Genomic DNA, 21,046 nt, shown 5'->3' on the forward strand with positions numbered 1-21,046 from the left:
CTCTGGCATCGCTTCCCCTTATAGCTGATCCCTCTACGGATCCGGGGGAACCTCACCTGGGCCAGGCCGGCATCGATCATAATTCGGCGGAGGCAGCCCACGTCGAGGAAGCATTCACGGCGTCCATCATCGTGGCGTGGGGGTTGGCGGTGACCATCGCAGTGTTACTGGCGCTGCTGGTGAGTTGGTATCTCACCCGGAGAGTTCAACACTCCGTCACCGCCGTGACCTCCTCGACTGCCGAGATCGCCAGTGGACGCTACGACACGCGGGTCGTTAGCCCAGGCCTGGGCCGCGAGTTCGACGATCTCGCCGACAGTGTCAACGAACTCGCCCGACGGCTCGACGCCACCGAGACCACCAGACGCAGAATGCTGGCCGACCTCGGACACGAAATGCGCACACCCCTTGCCACACTCGACTCCTACCTCGAAGCCATCGACGACGGCATCCACACCTTCGACGACGACGTCCGAACCATTCTGTGGTCGGCTACTCGGCGGCTGGAGAGACTCGCCGCGGACATCGTCGACGTCTCCCGCGCGGAAGAACACCTCACCCGCCTTCGCCCCAGTCCGACCACTACTCGGACGCTGGTCACCCGTGCGGTCGACGCCGTCCGAGAACGATACGAGAACAAGGGAGTCCAGCTACACACCCACGTCGACGACGCACCGGTGACGGTGGACACCGACCGCATCGGACAAGTGCTGGGCAATCTCCTGGACAACGCACTTCGCCACACCCCCGCCGGCGGCACCGTCACCGTCATCAGCGGGCAGGTAGGGCGCCGCCACGTCGAGATCACCGTGTCGGACTCCGGCGAAGGAATCGCCCCACACTACCTCGACCACCTCTTTGACCGCTTCTACCGAGCCGACACCTCACGCGGCCGCCACAGCGGCGGCAGCGGTATCGGCCTGACCATCACTCGCGCACTCGTCGAAGCCCACGGAGGGCACATTCGAGCGCACAGCGACGGGTCCGGCCAAGGTGCGAGCTTTACTGTCGAAATTCCAAAGCCGGACTAAAGACGACTCAGGTGGCCGCCGGGCCGAGGGGGTCAGGGGCGGTCATGCCAGTACGCCTGAGAATCCGTCGGTGGCGTCGAGGTAGCCGACATCGCGCAAGGCCGCCTCGAGAACCCGGACATACGGAAGATGCAGTTCGGTAGCCATGCCATCGAGAGTCGCTCGGGCCGGCAGGCCGCGCAGACCGCGGGTGCGCCACAAGTACAGATTCTGGCGGGTGATCCCGATTCGGCGGGCCAGCTCGGCCTCACTGACGCCGTAGGTGTGCTTGTGAGCATCAATGAGCTCGACCAGGCGAGAGGTCTCCATAGTCCCGAGTATTCGCCTGCGCTGAGTATGTCGTCAAGTAGTAGTGGACGCTCCCAACAAGTACTACTTTACATAACGATAATTAGCGGCACTTCTAATTCCGCTGGTGAGAGCACATCCGGGGATGCTCACGTCCCCTACTGGAACCGGTTTGGCAACCGACACGATGCTGGCCCGGAGCGGCTGCCCGGTCCGGGTGCTGCGCGCCCCCGGCGTCGTCAGCCGTCGTAGGCGACCGTCTCCACGACGATCGGCCCGGCGACGGCCCCGCCGGTGGTGGTGAGTCGGTATTCGACCCGGCCCGGGCCGGTGGAGATCTGCGCCTCGTAGGGGTGGGAGATCGGATCGGGGATGCCCGTCGAGATCCGCGGGAACGGGACCTGCGCGATCTTCTCCCCGGTGGCCCCGGTGTCGAGGTTGCGCCACGAGAGGGTGGCGGTGAGGTTGCACGGACCCACCCCGGCGATGGCGAAGGCCCAGGCGACGGACGCCGTGTCCGGGTACCCGTCGCCGTCGAGCGTGGTGGAGATCGCGCCCGCGCACAGCCCCGTGGGTGAGCCGCCCACGGCGATCACGCGGTCGGGAGCGGGGAACAGTCGCGGGATGGCCTCGGAGGAGTCCTGGGCGTTCGCGGTGGCCGGGGCCGTGACGGCGGCGGTCAGTGCGACGGCCGTGGCGGCGAGGAACGCCCCCACGGAGACGGTGGGCCGGCGGGTGATCCGCCGGGTCGAGCCGGTGGTGTCCACCCGCTCATCGTCGCACTGCGGACAGCGGCAGACAATAGTGGGCGAGGATTCCGCCACGTCGGACCGCCATGTCGAACACGGTGGCCGTGCCCGGAACGAGAACCCGTTCGACACCTGTCTGTAATGTCCGACGAGAGGCTCCGGAAGCGAGCCTCGGTCGGAAGGATACGGGATGATGGCACGAACGCGCGGTGGGGACGCCGACACCGTCCGGTCGGATGAGAACGGTCTCATCGCGGTCCTCGCCTTCGGCGGCATCGTCATGTCTCTCAGTCAGACGCTGGTCATCCCGCTGCTGGGCATGCTGCCGGCGATTCTCAACACCTCCGCGGTCAACGCCTCCTGGGTCGTCACCATCACGCTGCTCGCCGGAGCGGTGGCCGGTCCGCTCATGGGACGACTGGGAGACCTCTATCCGAAGAAGTACGTGCTCATCGGTTGCACGGCGGTCATGGTCGTCGGCTCGGTGCTGTGCGCACTGGCCACCTCACTGTGGCCGATGCTCATCGGGCGCGCCCTGCAGGGCGTGGGAATCGGTGTGATCCCCATCGGCATCGCCACGATGCGCGAGATCCTCCCGGCGCGTCGACTCGCACCGGCGATCAGTCTGATGAGTTCCTCGCTCGGAGTGGGAGGGGCGCTCGGGCTCCCGGCGGCGGCCGCCCTGGCGCAATACGGTTCGTGGCAGTGGATGTTCTGGGGGTCCGGGGCCCTGGGCGTGGCGATCATCGTGATGATGATGGTGCGTCTCCGGACGCTGCCGGCCGCCAAACCGGACGGCACGCTCGACGTCATCGGCGCAGTGGGGCTCGCGATCGCCCTCATCTCGCTGCTGCTCGCGGTGTCCAAGGGCGCCGACTGGGGCTGGAGCTCCCCGTTGACCCTCGGCTTGCTGGCGCTCACCGCGGTCTCGCTGCCCGGATGGGCACTGTGGGTCCTCCGGCACCCGTCACCGATCGTGGACCTGCGGGTTGCCGCCCGTCGCCCCGTCCTGATGACCAACATCGCCTCGGTGACCATCGGCATGGGCCTCTATGCGCAGCTGCTGATCATGCCCCAGATTCTCCAGCTCCCGGTCGAGACCGGACACGGGTTGGGCCAGTCGATGGTGGCCATGGGGTTGTGGAGCGCGCCCGGCGGACTGGCGATGATGGCGGTCTCCCCACTCAGCGGGCGACTCATCGGCACCCGCGGCCCCAAGACCACGCTCATCCTGGGAGCGCTGGTGGTCGCGGTCGGCTATGCGTCCGGGTTGTTCCTCATGGGATCGACCTGGGGTGTGATGACCGTCGGCATCGTGGTGAGCGGCGGTGTGGGGCTGGCCTACGGTGCGATGCCCGCGCTGATCATGGCCTCGGTCCCCACCTCCGAGATGGGCTCGGCCAACAGCGTCAACACGCTCATGCGCTCCATCGGCACCACGACCTCTGCCGCGGTGCTCGGCGTGCTGCTCACCCAGATGTCCATGGACTTCGAGGGGCTGTTTGTCCCCACCGAGACCGGATTCCGGGTCGGTCTGATGTTCGGCTGCGGCGCGACCCTCCTTGCCGCGGCGGTCGCCGCCACGATCCCGCCACCGTGGGAGGACAAGGCCACGGCCCCAGCGGTGCCGGCGCGGGAGAGCTGAGCGGCCGGATCAGTACGCGCCGGACAGGATCCCGTCGACCCGCGACCGGTCGATCTTGGTGGTGATGCCGCACGCCGTGCACGTGGCCGTGTACGACGACCCCAGCGGGATGATGGGGATGAAGAACAGGGAGAACGCTCGCTTCCGACGGTCGACCCGCTGTGCGGCGACGTTGCCGCAGTTCGGGCACGTGGCCCGGGCCAGCCCGAGGTTCCGGGACGAGTTCTTGAAACCGAAGATGAAGAACATCGGCCCAGCGTGACACCGCACCGGGCCGCGCGCACCCGGTGCGGTGGAGTTCAGGCCCCGGGACCCGAGCCGTCCGCGGTCGACCGGGCGCGGGCGACGATTGCATCGGCCAGCTCTGCCGGCCGCTCGTCGGGGATCCAGTGACTGACCCCGCTCATCTCGACGAACCGGTAGTCGGCGTCCACGTGGTGGCGGGTCCGCTCGGCGCCCCCGCGGCCCAGGGCCGGGTCGCGGTCACTCCACACGAACGTGGTGGGCACACGGATCGGCGCGGTCGAGCGGGACGGTGAGGCGAAGGGCAGGGCCCGGTACCAGCCGAGTCCCCCGGGGATCGCGCCGGCGGCGACCATCTCGCGCCGGTAGCGCTCGATCATCTCGGGCGTCATCCCCATCCCGGCCAGGGCCTTCTCGGGCAGCGGGCCGGCCGAGGTGAGCAGTCGCTCCGGCAGGAACGGCAGCTGGAAGAGCCCGATGTACCAGGATCGCAGTAGCTGGTCGGAGGCGACCATGGCCTTGAGGAAGGCGGCGGGGTGGGGGACCGACACGGCGGTGAGGCTGCGGATGCGGTCCGGGTGCGCTCCGGCGACACCCCACGCGACTGCGGCGCCCCAGTCGTGACCCACCACGTGGGCGTCGGGCAGGCAGGCGGCGTCGAGCAGGGCGAGGACGTCCCCCACCAGTTCCGACAGCCGGTACGCGCGTCGACCACGGGGGCGGGCGGACTCGCAGTACCCGCGCTGGTCCAGCGCCAGGGTGCGGTACCCGGCCGCGTGCAGGAGCGGAGACACGAGGTCCCAGCTGGAGGTGCGTTGCGGGAACCCGTGGAGCAGGACGATCGCCTCGCCGTCGGCGGGCCCGGAGTCCACCGCGCGCAGCTCCATGCCGTCGCGGGAGAACCACAGGTCCGGCCGGTGGGCATTCGGATCAGCCGCGGACATATCCCCTCCTGACCGCCCGGTCGAGGATTCCGAGCGTCGCCTTGAGCGCCGATGCGTCCAGCACCGGCAGTACTCCCGAGTCGCGCCACTTCGGGTGCGCGTCGGACCAGTCGTAATAGCTGACGACCTCGGTACGCGCCCCCTCGGCGCCGTCGCCATCGCCGTTATCGCCCTCGCCCAGCGGGATCAGGTGGTAGCCGTAGGTATGCCCGATCGGCGGGGTGATGGCCCCGTCGATGGTCCAGGCGATCTCGGCGTCCGGCTCGAACCGGGTGATGATCACCGTGACGTCGTACTCGCCCATGTCGTAGTCACCGAGGGACTCGCGGTCCATGTGGACGACGAACCGGTCGCCCTCGGCGGTGACCACCGATCCTTCGGCCGCCTGGAGCATCCCCGAGGAGTCGATCGCCACGTGGCCGTCGGGATCGCACAGTACGGCGAACACGCGGTCTGCCGGAGCCGTGATCACCCGCCGTGCCTCGAGGCGGAGGCCGGCAGGACTCTCGCAATCGGCGGCCTCACGGGGGTCGGGGTGGGGGCTCATGGCCGAGACGCTACCCGCGCACGCCGTGGGTCGGGGACCTCTCGCGATCCCCGACCCACGGTGTCCGTCTACTGCTCCGTGCCCTGTGTCAGATGCGGGCCGGGTCGGGCCGCTCCCACGCCCGGTGGGTGGCCAGCAGCGGCTTGAGCGCGGGCAGCACGCCGGCCGCCGCGTCCACGGCGACCACGCCCGGCGTGTCCGAGGTCAGTCCGAAGTCGACGTACCGGTCGATGGGCGCCAGGGTGGCGATGGCCTTCTTGTGCCGGTACATCTCGCTGATGAGCACGTCGGTCCGCGGGTGGGCGGGGAGGTCGACGACGACGAGGGCATCGAACTCGATGGACCGCTGCGTCTGATAGGTCCGCGAGATCGCGACCGTCGCGTCGGGCTCGCCCTCGCCCAGCCGGCCGCCGACCGGGCCGATCACGAGCGGGACCATGTCGTCGTCGAACACGGCCTGCTCGAGTTCCTTGACCGCGACGACGTCGGAGTTCTCCGTGACGAGGATGCCGATCTGGCGCCCGTCGGACGGCCACTCCTTGCCGATCTGGGACAGGGCCGGGCTGGTGACGACCTCGGCCACGGGCACCTTCGCGGGAGCAGGCAGCCCCAGCCCCGACGCGACGGTGACGGCCAGGTCATGGTCGATGTGCGCGAGCTGCTCGACCTGCCGGATCTTGATGGCCTCCTCGTAGCACTTGCCCAGCTCGAAGGTGTACGCCTCGGCGACGTGCGCCTTCTCCACCTCGGTGAGGCTGGTGTAGAACAGCGTCGCCTGCGAGTAGTGATCGTCGAACGTCGCCGGGGCGTCGCGGACGACCTGCGCGTCGGCGATCTGCTGCGCCACCTCCACCAGCGCACCGTCGGTGGTGCCCGCCATGAACGGGCACCCACCGTCGAGGCTGTTGGGCTGGTACGGCGCCACGCCCACGTGGTCGGCGGACTGGTGGAAGCCGTCGCGGAGCATGTCGTTGACAGGGGCGTGGGGGCGGTTGATGGGGATCTGGCCGAAGTTCGGCCCGCCCAGACGCGTGAGCTGGGTGTCCAGGTACGAGAACAGTCGGCCCTGCAGGAGCGGGTCGTTGGTGACGTCGATGCCCGGCACCAGGTGGCCCGGGTGGAACGCCACCTGCTCGGTCTCCGCGAAGAAGTTCTTGACGTTGGCGTTGAGCGTCATGGTGCCGATCACCTGCACGGGTGCCAACTCCTCGGGCACGAACTTGGTCGGGTCCAGCAGGTCGATGCCGTGGAACATCTCGCTGACACCGTTCTCGTCGACCGTGTCCGGGAAGACCTGGATGCCAAGGTCCCAGCTCGGGAACGCACCGGCCTCGATCGCGTCGGCCAGGTCGCGCCGGTGGAAGTCCGGGTCCATGCCGGCGGTGATCTGGGCTTCCTCCCACACCTGCGAGTGGACGCCGAGGTGTGGCTTCCAGTGGAACTTCACCAGGCTCGTCTCGCCGGCGTCGTTGATCATCCGGAACGTGTGGACACCGAAGCCCTCCATCATCCGGAGCGAGCGCGGGATGCCGCGGTCGGACATGTTCCACATGGTGTGGGCCTGCGCCTCGGTGTGCAGGGAGACGAAGTCCCAGAAGGTGTCGTGCGCACTCTGGGCCTGCGGGATCTCGCGGTCCGGGTGCGGCTTGGCGGCGTGGACGACGTCGGGGAACTTGATGGCGTCCTGGATGAAGAACACCGGGATGTTGTTGCCGACCAGGTCCCAGGTGCCCTCGTCGGTGTAGAACTTGGTCGCGAACCCGCGGGTGTCGCGGACGGTGTCGGCGGATCCGCGGTTGCCGAGCACGGTGGAGAAGCGGACGAAGACCTCGGTCTCCTTGCCCTCGGCAAAGACCCCGGCCTTGCAGACGCTCGCTGCGGCGCCGTTGGCCACGAACGTCCCGTGTGCACCGGCACCGCGGGCGTGGACCGCGCGCTCCGGGATGCGCTCGTGGTCGAAGTGCATGATCTTCTCGCGCAGGTGGTGGTCCTGGAGCAGGACCGGGCCGCGACGACCGGCCTTGAGCGAGTGGTCGGTGTCGGACAGGCGCCCGCCCTGGGCGGTGGTGAGGAACTGGCCCTGCTGACGCATGACCTCCTCGCGGGCGGTGACCGAGCCGGGCGGCTCCGCGCCGGTCGGGCCGTACGGGGTCGCGCCCTTCTGGTCGGCCTTCGGCGGCAGCGGGCTGGTCGGCTCGGTGGGCTCCGCGACGGTCGGCGGTCGCGACCCCGGGGTGCCGGGGACGACGTCGGCGCTGCCGGCCAGGTCGTCGGCGAACTGTTCGGCCTTGTCGACGAGCTTCTCGGCCGCGGATCGGGCGGCGGACTTGGAGTCGGACTTCTTGTCGGGCATCGGCACTCCTTCGGGATGAGAATCGTTCTGGGTGCACTGGCTTTTCCAGCCGTGCAGGCGATTCTGCTCCACTGGCGAAGGTCTGCAACCTGTCGCGCGACCACCCGGACCGACGTGAACTTCGCGCCTCCGGGGCCGTAGACCGTGGTGAATCGATGACCGTCCGGTCAGCCCTTCCCCGGGGCGAGGGCGCCGGTCAGGAAGTGCGACGCCCGGGCACTGTTGAGCGTGATGTCGTAGTCCGGCGACTCACGCCAGTAGCGGATCACCGAGATGTAGGTGGAGCCGACCATCTGGGCGAGGAAGCGCAGCGGCAGGTCCTCGCGCACCTCCCCGGCGGCCACTCCCGGGGTCAACAGTCGCACCAGGGTGGACGTCAGCTTCTCGGTGCGGGCGGCGCTGACGGCGGGGACGGCGAGTTCGCGCTCGAGCTCGCCGGTCAGCGACGCGAAGTAGACCGGCGCGGTGGCGGCGGTGGCGGCGACGTCCGCGAACAACCGATCGAGCCGACCCGCGGTGGTCAGCGGCTCGGACAGCAGGTCGTCGACCAGCAGTCCGAGAGTGGCCACGTGGGCGTCGTGGAGGGCGATGACGATGCCGTGCTTGTTCTGGAAGTAGTTGAAGAACGTCGCGCGGGAGACGCCGGCCGCCTCGGCGATCTCCTCCGCCGTGGTCTCGGCGACCCCGCGTTCGGCGAAGAGCTGACGGGCGGCCTGCAGCAGGCTCGTGCGGACCGCGTGCTTGTTGTGCGCGCGCCGGGAGGAGTCGGGCGGCGGTTCGGTGTCGATCGGCGGCCACGTCTGCATCTGTCGTCTCGTCCCCTCATCAGCGGCCCGGCGGCTCGCAGTGCGTCCGGGTCCACGATATCGGTCGGTGGAAAACCTAGACGCAAGTCTACGTTCGTGGTGTGATCTAGCTCACCGCCTGGATGAAGGGCGTGTCACCGGAAGAAGGAACGACGGACATGAGCCAGGACGTGACGGCGGACGACGTCAAGACCGACATCATCACCTCGACCACCGACCTCGACGAGGTCCGGGCCCGACTGGAGACGTGGCTGGCCGAGCGGGTGGGCAGCACGGGACCGGTCCGCCTGACGTCGATCCGGCGCCCCGAGAGCTCGGGCATGTCGAGCATCTCCGTCCTGCTCGACGCCGAGTGGACCGCGGACGGGCGCGACGAGCGCGCGGAGGTGGTGGCCCGACTCGCGCCGGAGGCCTCCTCGTTCCCGGTGTTCCCCGACTACGACCTGGCCGGGCAGGCTGCCGTGATGCGCGCCGTCCGCGAGCGGGCCGACCTGCCGGTGCCCGACGTCCGCTGGGTCGAGGACTCGCCCGAGATCCTGGGCGTGCCCTTCCTGGTGATGGACCGTGTCTCCGGCCGGGTCCCCGTCGACAACCCGCCGTACGTGTTCGGCGGCTGGGTGGTGGAGGAGCTGGACGAGACCGGGCGGGCGCGGGTGCGCGACGTGAGCGTGGAGGTGCTGGCCCGGGTTCACGGCATCCCGGACCCACGGACCGCGCTCGGGGACGCCGCGCCGGCCGCCGGCGTCGACAGTCTCCGGGCCCACGTGGAGAACGAGCGCGCCTACTACGAGTGGACCCGCCGGGAGGACGGTCTCCGGATCCCGGTCCTGGAGCGGGCGTTCGACTGGATCGAGGAGAACTGGCCCACCGAGCTGTCGCCGGACGTGCTCTGCTGGGGCGACGCGAGGATCGGCAACATCATGTTCGACGGGGTCGAACCCGCCGCCGTGCTCGACTGGGAGTCGGCCACCCTCGCCCCGCCGGAGCTCGACCTGGGCTGGTTCCTGTTCTTCCACGACATGTTCCAGGAGATCGCCGAGCAGTGGGACTTCCCCGGCCTGCCCGACCTGTTCCCCCACGGCGCCGTGGTCGCCCGATACGAGGAGCTCACCGGGTCACCGGTTCGCGAGCTGGAGTTCTTCCGCACCTACGCCGCCCTGCGCCACGGCATCGTGATGTCGCAGATCGAGCGCCGCCGCGTCCACTTCGGCGAGGTCGAGGCGCACGAGAACCCGGACGAGTACGTCCTGCACCACGCCATGCTCGCGCGGATGATCGCCGACTGACACCCGGTACGAACCGCCCCACTCGACCGTCGTGCAGCACCGCCCCCTGCACCGACCCGCACCACCGCCCCGCACCACCGCCCCAGAGCACTCCCAGGAGAGTCCATGACGATCAAGCCCGCGCCCCTCGACGAGTACCCGGTCCACCAGTCCCCGCTCTCGATGGCGCAGGTCGCCACGAGTGACCGCAACTTCTACGACCGCTACTACTTCAACGCCCACGACCGGACCGGGGACGTCTACCTCGTCACCGGCCTCGGGGTGTACCCCAATCTCGGCGTGATCGACGCCTTCGCCACCGTCCGACAGGGCGACCGGCAACGCTCGGTCCGCTTCTCCGACGCCAGCGACGAGCGGTCCCTCGACTCGGTCGTGGGCGGGTACCGGGTCGAGGTGATCGAGCCGCTGCGGACCGTCCGCCTGCTCTGCGAGCACGAGGACCTCTCGTTCGACCTCACCTGGCACGGCTCGTTCGAGGCGGTCCTCGAGGAGCGGCACATGCTGCTCGACGGGCCCCGGCCGATCCTCGATGCGACACGCTTCGCCCAGGTGGGCAGCTGGTTCGGCACGCTCACCGCCGAGGGCACCGACTTCACCGTGGATCCCGACGTGTGGATGGGCAGCCGCGACCGCTCCTGGGGCATTCGTCCCAGCGGCGACCCGGAGCCCAAGGGTCGCTCGGCCGACGAGCCGCGTGAGGGCCACTGGTGGACGTACGTCCCGCTGCGGTTCGACGACTACGCGCTGATGATCATCATGCAGGAGAGCCCGGACGGTCACCGCACCCTGAGCCACGCCACCCGCACGTGGAAGGACGGCCGGGTCGAGCAGCTGGGCTGGCCGCGCGTGGAGATCGACTACCGCAGCGGTACCCGGCACCCCGAGACCGCGCGGATCCACCTCACCACGCCCACCGGCGAACCGGTGGTGGTGGGGGTGGAGACCCTCGGCTACATCCCACTGAGCATGGGATCCGGATACGTGGGCGACCCGGACTGGCAGCACGGCCAGTGGAAGGGGCGCGGCTGGAGCCTGTCCACGGCCTACGACCTCGCGGATCCCGACGTGCAGGCGTTCATGCCGTACCAGACCATCGATCACATCGCCCGGGCCACGTGTGACGGCGCGGAGGGCTGGGGCATGTTCGAACACGGCGTGCTGGGCCGCCACGATCCGAGTGGCTTCGTGGGCTGGACCGACCTCGCCCCGTGATGTGACCTGAGAAGTCTTGAAAAGGCTTTAACATCGAGGTCATGACCCAGGGCTCGCCGACCGCCGCTCCCTTCGACCGTGCGCACCTGCCGTACCCGGTCGTGCTGGCGGCGGGCTGGTCGGCGTGCCTGCTGCTCATCGCGGGCGGCGGGTGGCTCGTCGGGCAGGCGGTCGGTCGGCTGTCGGTGATCATCGCGCCCCTGGCGATCGCGGTCCTGCTCGCGGCCATGCTCCGCCCGATGGTGGACCGCATCCCGGAGCGGGTCCCGCGGGCGGCCGCGGCCCTCGTCGTCGTCGTCGGGGTCCTCACGGTCATCCTCGCCGCGCTCGCGGCGGTCACCACCCAGCTCGCGACCGGCGTACCCCGGATGCGCGACCAGATCTCGTCGGGCACCGACGCCGCCCTGCGGTGGCTCGAGGACGGCCCGCTGCACCTCACCGCGGACCGACTGCAGGAGGCCGTCGCCCAGGCCCGCACCTGGATCGAGTCGAACTCCGAGGCGGTCGCGGCCGGCGCGGTCCAGTTCGGACACACGGCCGTGGACGCCGTGGCGGGCGTGCTCATCTGCCTGGTGTCGCTGTTCTTCTTCCTCTACCACGGCGAGAAACTCTGGGAGTTCTTCGTCCGGTGGCTGCCGCGGGCGAGCCGCGAGCACGTCGACACCGCGTTCCGCCGTGGCTGGGGCAGCCTCGGCGCCTACACCCGCACGCAGCTCACCGTGGCCGCGATCAACGCCGCCGGGGTCGGCCTGGGCGCGCTGCTGCTGCGCGTGCCGTTCGTGATCCCCATCGTCGTGGTGGTGTTCCTCGCGTCGTTCGTGCCCATCGTCGGCACCCTCGTCGCCGGGGTGATCCCCACGGTCCTGGCGCTGGTCGAGCGGGGGCCGGCGATCGCGGTCGCGATGCTGGCGATCGTCGTGGTCGTCCACCAGGTCGAGTCGCACGTGCTCCAGCCACTGCTGATGGGCCACGCCGTGGCGCTGCACCCGCTGGCGGTGATCCTCGTGGTCACGGCCGGGACGTACCTGTTCGGTGTCGTGGGCGCGCTGTTCGCGGTGCCGGTCACGGCGATGGCCAACACCGTCGTGCGCCACCTCGCGGCCCGGGGCGGCGCCGACGGCGACGTCGAGAACCTCGGGCCGGGCCTGGTGCCCGGGCGCGACGAGGTGTCCGGGCCCGACAGCGCTGCTCACCCCACCGGCGACGACGACGAGGTGCGCCTCCACGACCACGACGGCGAGACCGTTCCCGCCGAACCGGCCGCGAGGACCGGCGGCCATGCGCCGCGGTGACGGGCGGGCCGCTGCTCGGACCCCCGGCGTGGTGGTCGTGCGCTCGAGCGTCGTGCCCGCGCCCCGGGACCAGGTGTGGGCGCGGGTCGTCACGGCCGAGGGCGTCGCGGACGAGTTCGGCCCGTTGCTGACGATGCGGTTCCCCAGGTCGCTGCGGGGGGCGTCGATCGCGGACCTCCCGCTCGGTCGCCCGGCGGGGCGGGCGTGGATCCTGCTGGCGGGGATCGTCCCGGTCGAGTTCGACGACCTGGTGATCACCGGGATGGAGGCGCCGCGCTACTTCCAGGAGCGCTCGAGCCTGGGGTCGTGCCGCGTGTGGGAGCACCGCCGGGAGCTCGACGCCCTGCCCGACGGCTCGACCCGGGTGACCGACACCCTGCGGGCCGAACCCCGGACGGTGCTGCCGGGACCGGTGGTGCGGATGGTGGTCGGTGCGCTGTTCCGGCATCGTCACCGGCGGCTGATCCGGAAGTTTTCGGCCCAGATGTGACACGGGGAACTGCGTGAACGTCCCCGCGGGGCGCACAATGACGGTAGGTGCTCCCTGCGACGAGATACGGCGCGGGAGGCCGTCCCCGAGGGGGAATCACTATGCAGACCGCGACACTTCACGGACGAGAGCTGGCCTACCGCGAGGCGGGTGCCGGCGAGGGCAAGCCGACGATCCTGCTCATCCACGGCATGGCCGGCAGCTCGACCACCTGGCGCGAACTCATCCCGCGCCTGGACGCCCACTTCCACGTCATCGCCCCGGACCTGCCCGGTCACGGGGAGAGTTCACTCGACTTCGACGACTACTCGCTCGGCGCGATGGCCTCCGCCCTGCGCGACCTGCTGGTGGTCAAGGGCATCAAGCGATGCACGGTCATCGGGCAATCGCTCGGCGGCGGCGTCGCCATGCAGTTCGTCTACCAGTACCCCGAGTACTGCGAGCGGATCGTCCTCATCGGCAGCGGCGGCCTGGGCAAGGAGGTCAACTGGATCCTCCGGATGCTGGCCGTCCCCGGCGCCGAACTCCTGCTGACGATCGGCGCGGCCTCGGTATTCGTGAACGCCGGGAACTCGGTGGGGCGCTTCTTCTCCGGCCTGGGCATCCGGGCCGACGCGATCACCGAGTCCTGGATGTCGTACGACTCACTCAGTAGGCCCGGTCACCGCAGGACGTTCTTCAAGACGCTGCGCGCGGTCGTGGACAACAAGGGGCAGGCGGTGTCGGCGGCCAACCGGCTGCACCTGGCCGGGCAGTTGCCGTTCCAGTTGATCTGGGGCGACCGCGACCCGATCATCCCCATGTCCCACGGGCACGCCACCCACGAGGCGATCCCCGGTAGTCGCCTGGCGATCGTCGAGCGGACCGGCCACTACCCGCATGTCGAGGACCCGGCGGCCGTCGAGCGGATCATCGTGGAGTTCATGACCGAGACGCAGCCGGGGCACATCGACCCCGAGACGCTGGGAGACCTCGTGGCGGCGGGGGCCCATCCGCCGGAGCCCCAGCCGCCGGAGCCCCGCAGCTGACGGCCCGGGCGGGCAGACAGGACTCGGCCCCGGCTCCGTCGAGGGGGCCGGGGCCGAGTCGGATGACCACGCGGTCAGCGGCTGGTCGCCGCCGCCGCGCGAGTCGCTATCAGGAGCCGAACGCGGGCAGCTCGGTGTCGTCGGCGGGCGCGTCGCCCTCGGCGTCACCGCCGGCCAGCGAGCCGAGGAGCTCGGCCGAGCCGGCGTCCGCGGTCTCGTCGTCATCGCCCGGGATCTCGGCGTCGATGCCGCGGAGGATGTCGATGGCGCCGGAGATGTCGCCGGAGAACGCGGCCGCGACGGCGGCGGTGGCGTTGGCCTCGCACGCCTCGCCGCTCAGGCCGGGCACCACGCCCTCGGCGGAGCCGAGGAAGTCGTAGGCGGAGATGGTGCCGCACAGCTGCGCGGCGATGTCGGAGACCTCGGCGGGGGTCTCGACCTCGTCGAGCTCGCCCCCGGTCGTGTCGTCGGTCTCCGTCTGGGTGGCGTCGGCGCCCTGCGTCGGGTCGGTGGCCTCCTCGGCGGCGGCGAGGCCAGCACCGGCGAAGGACAGGGCGGCAGCGGAACCGATCACGGCGATGGTCTTCTTCATGGGGGTCACACCTTTCCATCGGGATCCGGGGGATCTCCCCGGCGATACGGCGGTAACCGTAACGGCCACCCCCACGGACTGGCTGTGATCCGCATCACAGTACGGTCGGCGCGGGCGGGTGGTCTGCCCACTTACGCAGCGGGAACGACGCTCCCACGAATTCTTCTTCATACACCCATCAGCCCCGGTTCGCGTTTGCCGGACCGGGCGAAGTCGGGGAGTCTTAGCGCATGAGTGGAACCGCCGAGATCTATGACGCCGTCCTCGACCCGGGCAAGCTGGACCTGCTCCGGGCCTGGGTCCGCCACCAGGAGTGGTTCGACGGCGACCCGGATGGCCTCGAGCAGGTGACCGCCTACCGGTTCGTCGATCCCGCCGGCGAGGTCGGGATGGAGTCGTTCCTCCTCACCGACGGTGCCCGCACCTTCCACGTGCCCGTGACCTACCGCGGGTCCGAGCTCGACGACTCCGGTGACGCGCTGGTCGGCGAGATGGAGCACTCGGTGCTCGGCCGTCGCTGGGTCTATGACGCATCGGCGGATCCGGTCTACGTCGCGGAGGTCCGCCGGGTGATCAGCCACCGCGACGCCGCGGCCGATCATCTGCAGGTCGAGGACGGCACGATCACGCCGTCGCCGGTCAACATCCGCGGCGGTGGCGACGGGATCCGCCAGGGCTCCGACTCGGTTCTGCACGTCATCCGGATCGTGTCCGAGGAGAACGACGCGGAGGCCGACCGCCCGCTCATCGGCTCGCCGGGCACGCTCAGCGCGACCTGGCAGGACGCGGACGGTTCTCACACCGCGGTCCTCGCCGTCGTCTCCTAGGGGCTTCGGCCCCGCCCCGCCCGCCCAGGCCCCGCCCCAGAAACGGAACGCTCGCCCCGGCGATTGCCGGGGCGAGCGTGCACTATGTGGGGCGGGGCCGGTCGGTGGCGGACCCGCCAGCCGTGGCGGGCGAGTGGTCAGGCGCTCTTGATCGCCGAGACCTCGATCTCCAGGGTGACCTTCTCGGAGACCAGCACGCCGCCGGTCTCGAGCGCCGCGTTCCAGGTGAGGTCGAAGTCGCTGCGGTTGATGACCGTGGTGCCCTCGAAGCCCGCGCGCTGGTTGCCGAACGGGTCGGTGGCGGTGCCCTCGTACTCGAACGGGATGGTCACGGACTTGGTGGTGCCCTTGATGGTGAGGTCGCCGGTCACGTCCACGCCGCCCGAGCCGTTGGCGGCGATCTTCGTGGAGGTGAACGTGATCTCCGGGTACGTCTCCATGTCGAAGAAGTCGTTGGACTTCAGGTGGCCGTCGCGATCGGCGTTGCGGGTGTCGATCGAGGAGGCGTTGATGGTGACCTGGGCGGTGGCGCCCTCGATGCCCTCGGCGGGCACGGTGACGGTGCCCGTGAAGTCGTTGAACGAGCCGCGGACCTTGGTGATCATCGCGTGGCGGGTGACGAAGCCCAGGCGGGTGTGGGTGTCGTCGAGGGTCCAGGTGCCGGTGAGGTCGGTGAGGTTGGCGGTCATGGTGACTCCTTCGGGTGGGGTTGCCCGGCCGGCGGGGCCGAGCACTCAACTGTTGTGTCACCCAATATAGGCCGACCTCTATGACATGTCAACAACCATGGGGAAGTCGCCCGCGGAACCGTGCGCCGACATCGCCGACGCACGTGACTCCGCAGGTCAGCCCACGTTCCTCTCGAGGAAGTGCAGCGCGTGCTCGACCGCCCGGTCGTGGCACGGGCGACCGGCGAAGAGGTCGAAGTGATCGCCCGGGTAGTGGCGGACCTCGGCCCGCGCGGCGAAGGCGGCCGTGGCGGAGGCGTGCGGCGGGGCGCTGCGGTCGAGGTCGGCGATCTGGACCAGCACGGGGACGACGACGAGGTCTTCCGCGTGCCGGCCGGGCCGGAACGAGCCCAGCTCGGTGCCGATGGAGGCGCCCACCTCGTTGCGCCAGGTCGGCCCGGCGACCGAGGTGTAGGCCTCCTCGTACCCGTCCAGGGACAACAGTGCGGCCGACCCGGGCGGGCCGACCAAGGGGAGCAGCGGTTCGGGGCGTCCCGTCGCCGCCACGGCCTTGGCGGCGATCGCGGTCCCCGTCGCCCGCAGGAGCGAGGCGGGCGTGTGCTGGCGGGCCGCGGCCAGTGCGGCGGCCCGCCCGTCGACCAGGGGGATCATGGAGATGACGGCCGCGATGTCGTCGCGGCCCCGGGCCACCTCCAGGACGTGACCGCCCGCGAGGGAGCAGCCCCACAGCACGATGCGCGTCGGGTCGACGCCGGGTTGGGCGGCCGCGGCGGCGATGGCGGCCCGGTAGTCGTCCTGCTGGCGGGCGGGGGAGACGACCTGGCGGGGCTGGCCGTCGGAGCGCCCGAAGCCTCGGTAATCGAAGGCGAGCGCGGCGTACCCGGCGGCCGCGAACGCCTCCGCGAACGGCATGAGGCCGGAGTCCGCGGTACCGCCCAGCCCGTGGGCCAGCACCACGCAGGGGCTGCCCGCCTCGCTGGCCCGGGCGGCGTCACCGGCGCTCTCCGCCCCGCCGGCGGCGGGCAGGAACCAGCCGCGACACTCGGCGGCGTCCGGCCCCGATCCGGAGCGGAAGGCGATGTCGACGGGGCTGGTCATGCGGTTCTCCCTGGGTCTGCCGCGGCGTCCACCGCGGGGTCGGGTCGGCCGTACACCGAGCGGACCCACATGTCGGTGGCGACGGTGAGCAGCGGCTCGCGGGGGCCGTCGGTGTCGTAGGCCAGCTGCTCCAGCACGGTCTCGTTGATGTGGATCAGCCCCACCGCGAGTGCCTCGGGATCCACGCCGTCCGGCGCCCGACCGGCCGTGCGCTCGGTGCGCAGGAACTCGGCGATCGGGGCGGCCAGCGTCCGGCGGCCGTCGTTCCACAGCGCCCGGGTCTGTTCGTGCTTGCTGCGGGCGGTGAGCAGGGCCCGGTAGATGTGGGCGTTCTCCAACACGCGGTCGGTGAGCTTCTCGAGGGCCCCGGCCACGCGCGTGCGGAAGTCTCCCTCGCCGCCGATGATCGTCTCGACCGCCGCGCGGGCCTCGTCCTGTACCGCGGCCAGCAGGACGCCCACGGCGGCGGCCTTGGAGTCGAAGTAGAAGTAGAACGCGGACCTGGTGATCCCCGCGGAGACGGTGAGGTCGGCCACCGAGATGTCGTCCAGTGCCGTGGTGCGCAGCCGGTCGTCGAGCGCGGCGAGCAGGGCCTCGCGGCGACGGTCGCCGCGCGGGGAGGTGGTCGCCGAGGGGGCGGCCGGCGTCATGCCGTCACCCGGGCACGGAGGGCGGCCCCGCGCTCGCGGGCGCGCTCGAGACCGCGGGGGATCTCCCGGGTGCGCAGGTCGCGTTCGTAGAGGAAGTAGTCGACCTGCTGCTGGTGGCGGGGGGTGTCGAGCATGTGGCCGATGTACTTCTTCTCGTCCTCCACGATCACCCGCTCCATCTCCGCCACCGGCGGGGTGCGGTACAGCCCGGCCGCCCACGCCGCCACCAGGCGGGCCTGCGCCTCGACGAACGGGAACAGGGTCGGGGTGGACTGGGCGAAGCCGACGAAGGCGAGGTCCTCGATGCCTGGGGTGAACATCCGCTTGTAGAGCGGGACGTGGTTGTGGGCGTCGGCGCTGAGGAACTCCCGGTCGAAGAACGGGAACGTGGTGTTGTACCCGGTGGCCTGGATGATCACGTCGAACTCGCCGCTGGTCCCGTCGGTGAAGTGCACGGTCCGGCCGTCCAGTCGGGCGATGTCCCCCTTGGCGACGACGTCCCCGGACCCCAGCCGCAGCGGCAGTTCGACGGACTGCGTGGGGTGGGCCTCGAAGAACTTGTGGTTGGGGGTCGGCAGGCCGTACTCCTCCGGCCGGCCGGCCGACATCGGCTGCATCGCCTGGATGGCCTTGCGCTGCCACGAGTACGGGATGTACGGGAAGGTCGCGAAGTACTTGTCGGCCGGCTTGCCGGCGATGTACTTGGGCACGATCCACGCACCCGACCGGGTGGACAGCGTCACCTCGTTGCGCATGACCTTGGACGACAGTTCCACCACGATGTCCGCGGCGCTGTTGCCGAGGCCCACCACGAGGATCTTCTTGTCCATGAGGTGCAGCGGATCCCACGGGTCGACGTAGGCGTGGGAGTGGATCATCTCCCCGGTGAACTCGCCGGGGAAATCGGCGAAGCGCGGGTCCCAGTGGTGTCCGTTGCCCACCACGAGCCCGTCGAAGTGGAGCGTCTCGGTCTCGCCGGACCCGCCCGTGCCGCCGGCCCCGGCCTGTGCGGCCGACCCGGTGCGCGACGTGGTCAGTTCCCACCCGCCGTCCGGCAGGCGCTCGGCATGCTCGACCCGCGTCTCGAACTCGATCGCCGGCAGCAGGCCGAACGCCTCGGCGTAGTCGTCCAGGTACTGCTTGATCTGGCTGTGGTGGGGGAAGTCCGGGAACTCCTCCGGCATCGGGAAGTCCCGGAAGCTCAATTGGTGCTTGGAGGTGTCGATGTGCAGCGAGCGGTAGGCACTCGAGCTGCCGTTGGGGTTGTCGAACGCCCAGTTCCCGCCGATCCGGTCCGACGCCTCGAAGCACACCGCGTCAATCCCGTAGTCGCGGAGCATCTTCAGCGTCGTCAGGCCGCTGATGCCCGCGCCGATCACGGCGATTGTGCAGGTCGATGTCATGCGAACCCCTTCGGCGGATCCCTCGGCGAGGCAGACTCGCCGACAAGAAAGCTATGGCGCGGATCACACTATGGCCCGTGTTGACGGTCGTCAACAGCTTCCTCCGGCCCGGCGGACCACCCCGCCGAGGCCGGCCGTCAACCCTAATGGAGGCCCCGTGGACCCGGATCGCACACACGTCCCCACCCCTGACCGCGACAGTTCCTCGGACGGTTCCGATGTGGCCGCGCGCGGCCGGTCCGCCGTCGTGGTGGGCGGGGCGTCGGGGATCGGGTGGGCCACCGCCCGTGCTCTCGCCGCCGGGGGGTGGCAGGTCACGATCGGTGACCTCGACGCCGAGTCGGCCGCCGCCCGCGCCGCCGAGCTCGGCCCGGCGCACCGGGCGGGCGCCGTCGACGTGACCGACGAGGCGTCGGTCGAGGCGCTGTTCGCCGGGACCGCCCCGGATCTGGTGGTCACGACCGCCGGCGTCAGCACGCTGGGCCTGGTGACGGACCACGACGCCGCGGAATTCCGCCGGGTCGTCGATGTGTGTCTGACCGGCGCGTTCCTGGTGTTCAAGCACGGCGGCCGGGCGGTCCGGGACGGCGGGTCGATGGTCGCGATCGCCTCCCTCAACGCGCGGCAACCCGGCCGGGGGATGGCGGCCTACTGCGCCGCCAAGGCGGGCCTGGTGATGCTCGCCCAGGTCGCGGCCCTCGAGCTGGGCGAGCGGGGGGTGCGGGTCAACACCGTCTCGCCGGGCTTCCTCGTCACCCCGCTCACCGAGCCCGTCCTGCAGATCCCCGGCCTGGCCGAGGAGTACGCCGAGAACTCCGCGATCGCCCACCGGGGGACCGCCGAGGACGTCGCCCGCGCCGTGCTCCACCTCGCCGCGGCGGACTGGATGACGGGGGAGGACCTGGCGATCGACGGCGGCGCCCAGCTGCGCCGCTACCCGGACGTGCTCGGGCTGGCGACCAGGGCTTTCTCGTGACCGCGCCCAGGTCGGTGACCGCCCTCCGCGGCCCGCGGCTGGCCGGGGCGTCGGCCGTCGTCACCGGCGGCGGGTCCGGGATCGGCGCGGCCCTCTGCCGTGCCCTCGTGGCGGCCGGCGCGCACGTGGTGGTGGCGGACATCGACCTCGCCGCCGCGCGTCGGGTCGCCGAGGAGGTGACGACGACGAGGTCCGGCCCCGGCGCCGGGTCGGCAGGGGCCGGGAGTGCCGAACCGGCGCACCTCGACGTCACCGATGCCGCCGCGGTGGCCGCCCTCGTCGAGGAGGTGGTCTCCACCCGGGGCGGGCTGGACCTGATGTTCGCCAACGCCGGCATCACCTGGGGTGGCGACACCGACAAGCTCACCCTGGAGCAGTGGAACGCGATCATCGACGTCAACGTCCGCGGGGTGGTCCACTGCGTGCACGCCGCGTACCCGCACATGATCGACCGCGGGGCCGGCGCGATCGTGCTCACCGCGTCGATGGGCGGGTTGTGCCCGGCGGGGCTCATCACCAGCTACGCGATGACCAAGCACGCGGTCGTCGGGCTCGGGCTGTCGCTGCGCGCCGAGGCCGCGGGACACGGGGTGGGCGTGACGGTGGTGTGCCCGGCGGCCGTGGATACCGCGATCCTGGACAAGGGCGAACTCGACGGCTTCGACGGTCGGCATTTCTACCTCGACGGCCAGGGGGTGCGCCGGCCGCTGGACCCCGACCGGCTGGCGGCGAGCGTGCTCGACGGCGTCGCCCGCAACCGCGCACTCGTGATCGAGCCCGCCCGCGCCCGGGCCACGTGGCGGCTGCAGCGACTCGCGCCCGGGGTGATGGACCGGATGATCGCCCGGTACGTCCGCGCCTCCCGCGCCCGGGCGGCACACCCCGCCATGTAGATGA

Annotated in this window: 22 protein-coding genes; 10 read left to right on the plus strand and 12 right to left on the minus strand. The window is 70.7% G+C overall.

What is annotated here, in order from left to right:
- Positions 1-2: 2 nt before the first annotated feature.
- Positions 3-1,031, plus strand: coding sequence for a cell wall metabolism sensor histidine kinase WalK (locus tag NR111_RS15980; RefSeq protein WP_256821374.1), 1,029 nt, complete (start codon positions 3-5; stop codon positions 1,029-1,031).
- A gap of 42 nt (positions 1,032-1,073) precedes the next feature.
- Here the strand turns inward: NR111_RS15980 and NR111_RS15985 are convergent, their stop codons facing one another.
- Both NR111_RS15985 and NR111_RS15990 read right to left on the minus strand, forming a co-directional pair.
- Entirely contained in the window at positions 1,074-1,340 is a 267-nt protein-coding gene (locus NR111_RS15985) for a hypothetical protein (protein WP_067715495.1), read from the minus strand.
- A 218-nt stretch (positions 1,341-1,558) separates the two neighbouring features.
- Positions 1,559-2,086 carry a hypothetical protein gene (locus NR111_RS15990; protein ID WP_067715492.1) on the minus strand — a complete coding sequence of 176 codons (528 nt, stop codon included), beginning with the start codon at positions 2,084-2,086 and terminating at the stop codon, positions 1,559-1,561.
- A 172-nt stretch (positions 2,087-2,258) separates the two neighbouring features.
- Between NR111_RS15990 and NR111_RS15995 the strand changes: the two genes are divergently transcribed.
- A complete protein-coding gene (locus NR111_RS15995; protein WP_163375190.1) occupies positions 2,259-3,713 on the plus strand; it encodes an MFS transporter in 1,455 nt (484 codons plus the stop codon).
- A gap of 9 nt (positions 3,714-3,722) precedes the next feature.
- Here NR111_RS15995 and NR111_RS16000 read toward each other — a convergent pair whose 3' ends face one another.
- The 5 genes from NR111_RS16000 to NR111_RS16020 form a co-directional block, all read right to left on the minus strand.
- The gene (locus NR111_RS16000) at positions 3,723-3,962 is read right to left on the minus strand and encodes a zinc-ribbon domain-containing protein (RefSeq protein WP_067715487.1); all 240 of its coding nucleotides are present in this window, start codon (positions 3,960-3,962) and stop codon (positions 3,723-3,725) included.
- A 50-nt stretch (positions 3,963-4,012) separates the two neighbouring features.
- A complete protein-coding gene (locus tag NR111_RS16005; RefSeq protein ID WP_067715485.1) occupies positions 4,013-4,900 on the minus strand; it encodes an alpha/beta fold hydrolase in 888 nt (295 codons plus the stop codon).
- Positions 4,887-5,447, minus strand: coding sequence for a polyketide cyclase (locus NR111_RS16010; RefSeq protein WP_067715481.1), 561 nt, complete (start codon positions 5,445-5,447; stop codon positions 4,887-4,889). The genes NR111_RS16005 and NR111_RS16010 overlap by 14 nt, the downstream gene beginning before the upstream one ends.
- A gap of 88 nt (positions 5,448-5,535) precedes the next feature.
- A complete protein-coding gene (locus NR111_RS16015; RefSeq protein ID WP_256821378.1) occupies positions 5,536-7,800 on the minus strand; it encodes a catalase in 2,265 nt (754 codons plus the stop codon).
- 167 nt (positions 7,801-7,967) lie between these two features.
- Positions 7,968-8,606 carry a TetR/AcrR family transcriptional regulator gene (locus tag NR111_RS16020; RefSeq protein WP_120286513.1) on the minus strand — a complete coding sequence of 213 codons (639 nt, stop codon included), beginning with the start codon at positions 8,604-8,606 and terminating at the stop codon, positions 7,968-7,970.
- 158 nt (positions 8,607-8,764) lie between these two features.
- On the opposite strand from NR111_RS16020, the gene NR111_RS16025 reads away from it, so the two are divergent.
- The 5 genes from NR111_RS16025 to NR111_RS16045 all read left to right on the plus strand — a co-directional run bounded on the left by NR111_RS16025 (position 8,765) and on the right by NR111_RS16045 (position 13,914).
- Complete coding sequence (locus tag NR111_RS16025) at positions 8,765-9,892, plus strand: phosphotransferase family protein (RefSeq protein ID WP_241261318.1); 1,128 nt, start codon at positions 8,765-8,767, stop codon at positions 9,890-9,892.
- A 105-nt stretch (positions 9,893-9,997) separates the two neighbouring features.
- On the plus strand, positions 9,998-11,104 hold the full coding sequence (locus NR111_RS16030) for a hypothetical protein (RefSeq protein WP_256821381.1): 1,107 nt from the start codon (positions 9,998-10,000) through the stop codon (positions 11,102-11,104).
- A 41-nt stretch (positions 11,105-11,145) separates the two neighbouring features.
- Positions 11,146-12,396: an AI-2E family transporter gene (locus NR111_RS16035; RefSeq protein ID WP_256821382.1), complete on the plus strand. Its 1,251-nt coding sequence runs from the start codon at positions 11,146-11,148 to the stop codon at positions 12,394-12,396.
- Entirely contained in the window at positions 12,383-12,886 is a 504-nt protein-coding gene (locus tag NR111_RS16040; protein ID WP_256821383.1) for a hypothetical protein, read from the plus strand. The genes NR111_RS16035 and NR111_RS16040 overlap by 14 nt, the downstream gene beginning before the upstream one ends.
- Positions 12,887-12,987: 101 nt before the next feature.
- A complete protein-coding gene (locus tag NR111_RS16045; protein WP_067715471.1) occupies positions 12,988-13,914 on the plus strand; it encodes an alpha/beta fold hydrolase in 927 nt (308 codons plus the stop codon).
- Between the two features lie 109 nt (positions 13,915-14,023).
- On the opposite strand, the gene NR111_RS16050 is transcribed toward NR111_RS16045, so the two are convergent.
- The gene (locus tag NR111_RS16050; RefSeq protein WP_206473872.1) at positions 14,024-14,506 is read right to left on the minus strand and encodes a hypothetical protein; all 483 of its coding nucleotides are present in this window, start codon (positions 14,504-14,506) and stop codon (positions 14,024-14,026) included.
- Between the two features lie 230 nt (positions 14,507-14,736).
- Between NR111_RS16050 and NR111_RS16055 the strand changes: the two genes are divergently transcribed.
- Entirely contained in the window at positions 14,737-15,333 is a 597-nt protein-coding gene (locus NR111_RS16055) for a hypothetical protein (RefSeq protein ID WP_067715466.1), read from the plus strand.
- Positions 15,334-15,470: 137 nt separating this feature from the next.
- On the opposite strand, the gene NR111_RS16060 is transcribed toward NR111_RS16055, so the two are convergent.
- The 4 genes from NR111_RS16060 to NR111_RS16075 form a co-directional block, all read right to left on the minus strand.
- Positions 15,471-16,022, minus strand: a complete 552-nt coding sequence (locus NR111_RS16060) for a YceI family protein (RefSeq protein WP_067715464.1) — start codon at positions 16,020-16,022, stop codon at positions 15,471-15,473.
- 156 nt (positions 16,023-16,178) lie between these two features.
- The gene (locus NR111_RS16065; RefSeq protein ID WP_256821385.1) at positions 16,179-17,120 is read right to left on the minus strand and encodes an alpha/beta hydrolase; all 942 of its coding nucleotides are present in this window, start codon (positions 17,118-17,120) and stop codon (positions 16,179-16,181) included.
- Positions 17,117-17,770 carry a TetR/AcrR family transcriptional regulator gene (locus NR111_RS16070; protein WP_256821386.1) on the minus strand — a complete coding sequence of 218 codons (654 nt, stop codon included), beginning with the start codon at positions 17,768-17,770 and terminating at the stop codon, positions 17,117-17,119. Before NR111_RS16070 ends, NR111_RS16065 begins: the two co-directional genes overlap by 4 nt.
- A complete protein-coding gene (locus NR111_RS16075; RefSeq protein ID WP_256821388.1) occupies positions 17,767-19,173 on the minus strand; it encodes an NAD(P)/FAD-dependent oxidoreductase in 1,407 nt (468 codons plus the stop codon). The genes NR111_RS16070 and NR111_RS16075 overlap by 4 nt, the downstream gene beginning before the upstream one ends.
- A 220-nt stretch (positions 19,174-19,393) precedes the next feature.
- On the opposite strand from NR111_RS16075, the gene NR111_RS16080 reads away from it, so the two are divergent.
- Together NR111_RS16080 and NR111_RS16085 are read left to right on the plus strand one after the other, a co-directional pair.
- Complete coding sequence (locus NR111_RS16080; protein WP_256821417.1) at positions 19,394-20,149, plus strand: SDR family oxidoreductase; 756 nt, start codon at positions 19,394-19,396, stop codon at positions 20,147-20,149.
- Positions 20,146-21,042 (plus strand): SDR family oxidoreductase, encoded by an 897-nt coding sequence (locus tag NR111_RS16085; protein ID WP_253701987.1) that lies wholly within the window; start codon positions 20,146-20,148, stop codon positions 21,040-21,042. Before NR111_RS16080 ends, NR111_RS16085 begins: the two co-directional genes overlap by 4 nt.
- Positions 21,043-21,046 lie beyond the last annotated feature (4 nt).

The organism is Dietzia sp. Die43, assembly GCF_024519835.1.
GTDB lineage: Bacteria > Actinomycetota > Actinomycetes > Mycobacteriales > Mycobacteriaceae > Dietzia > Dietzia kunjamensis.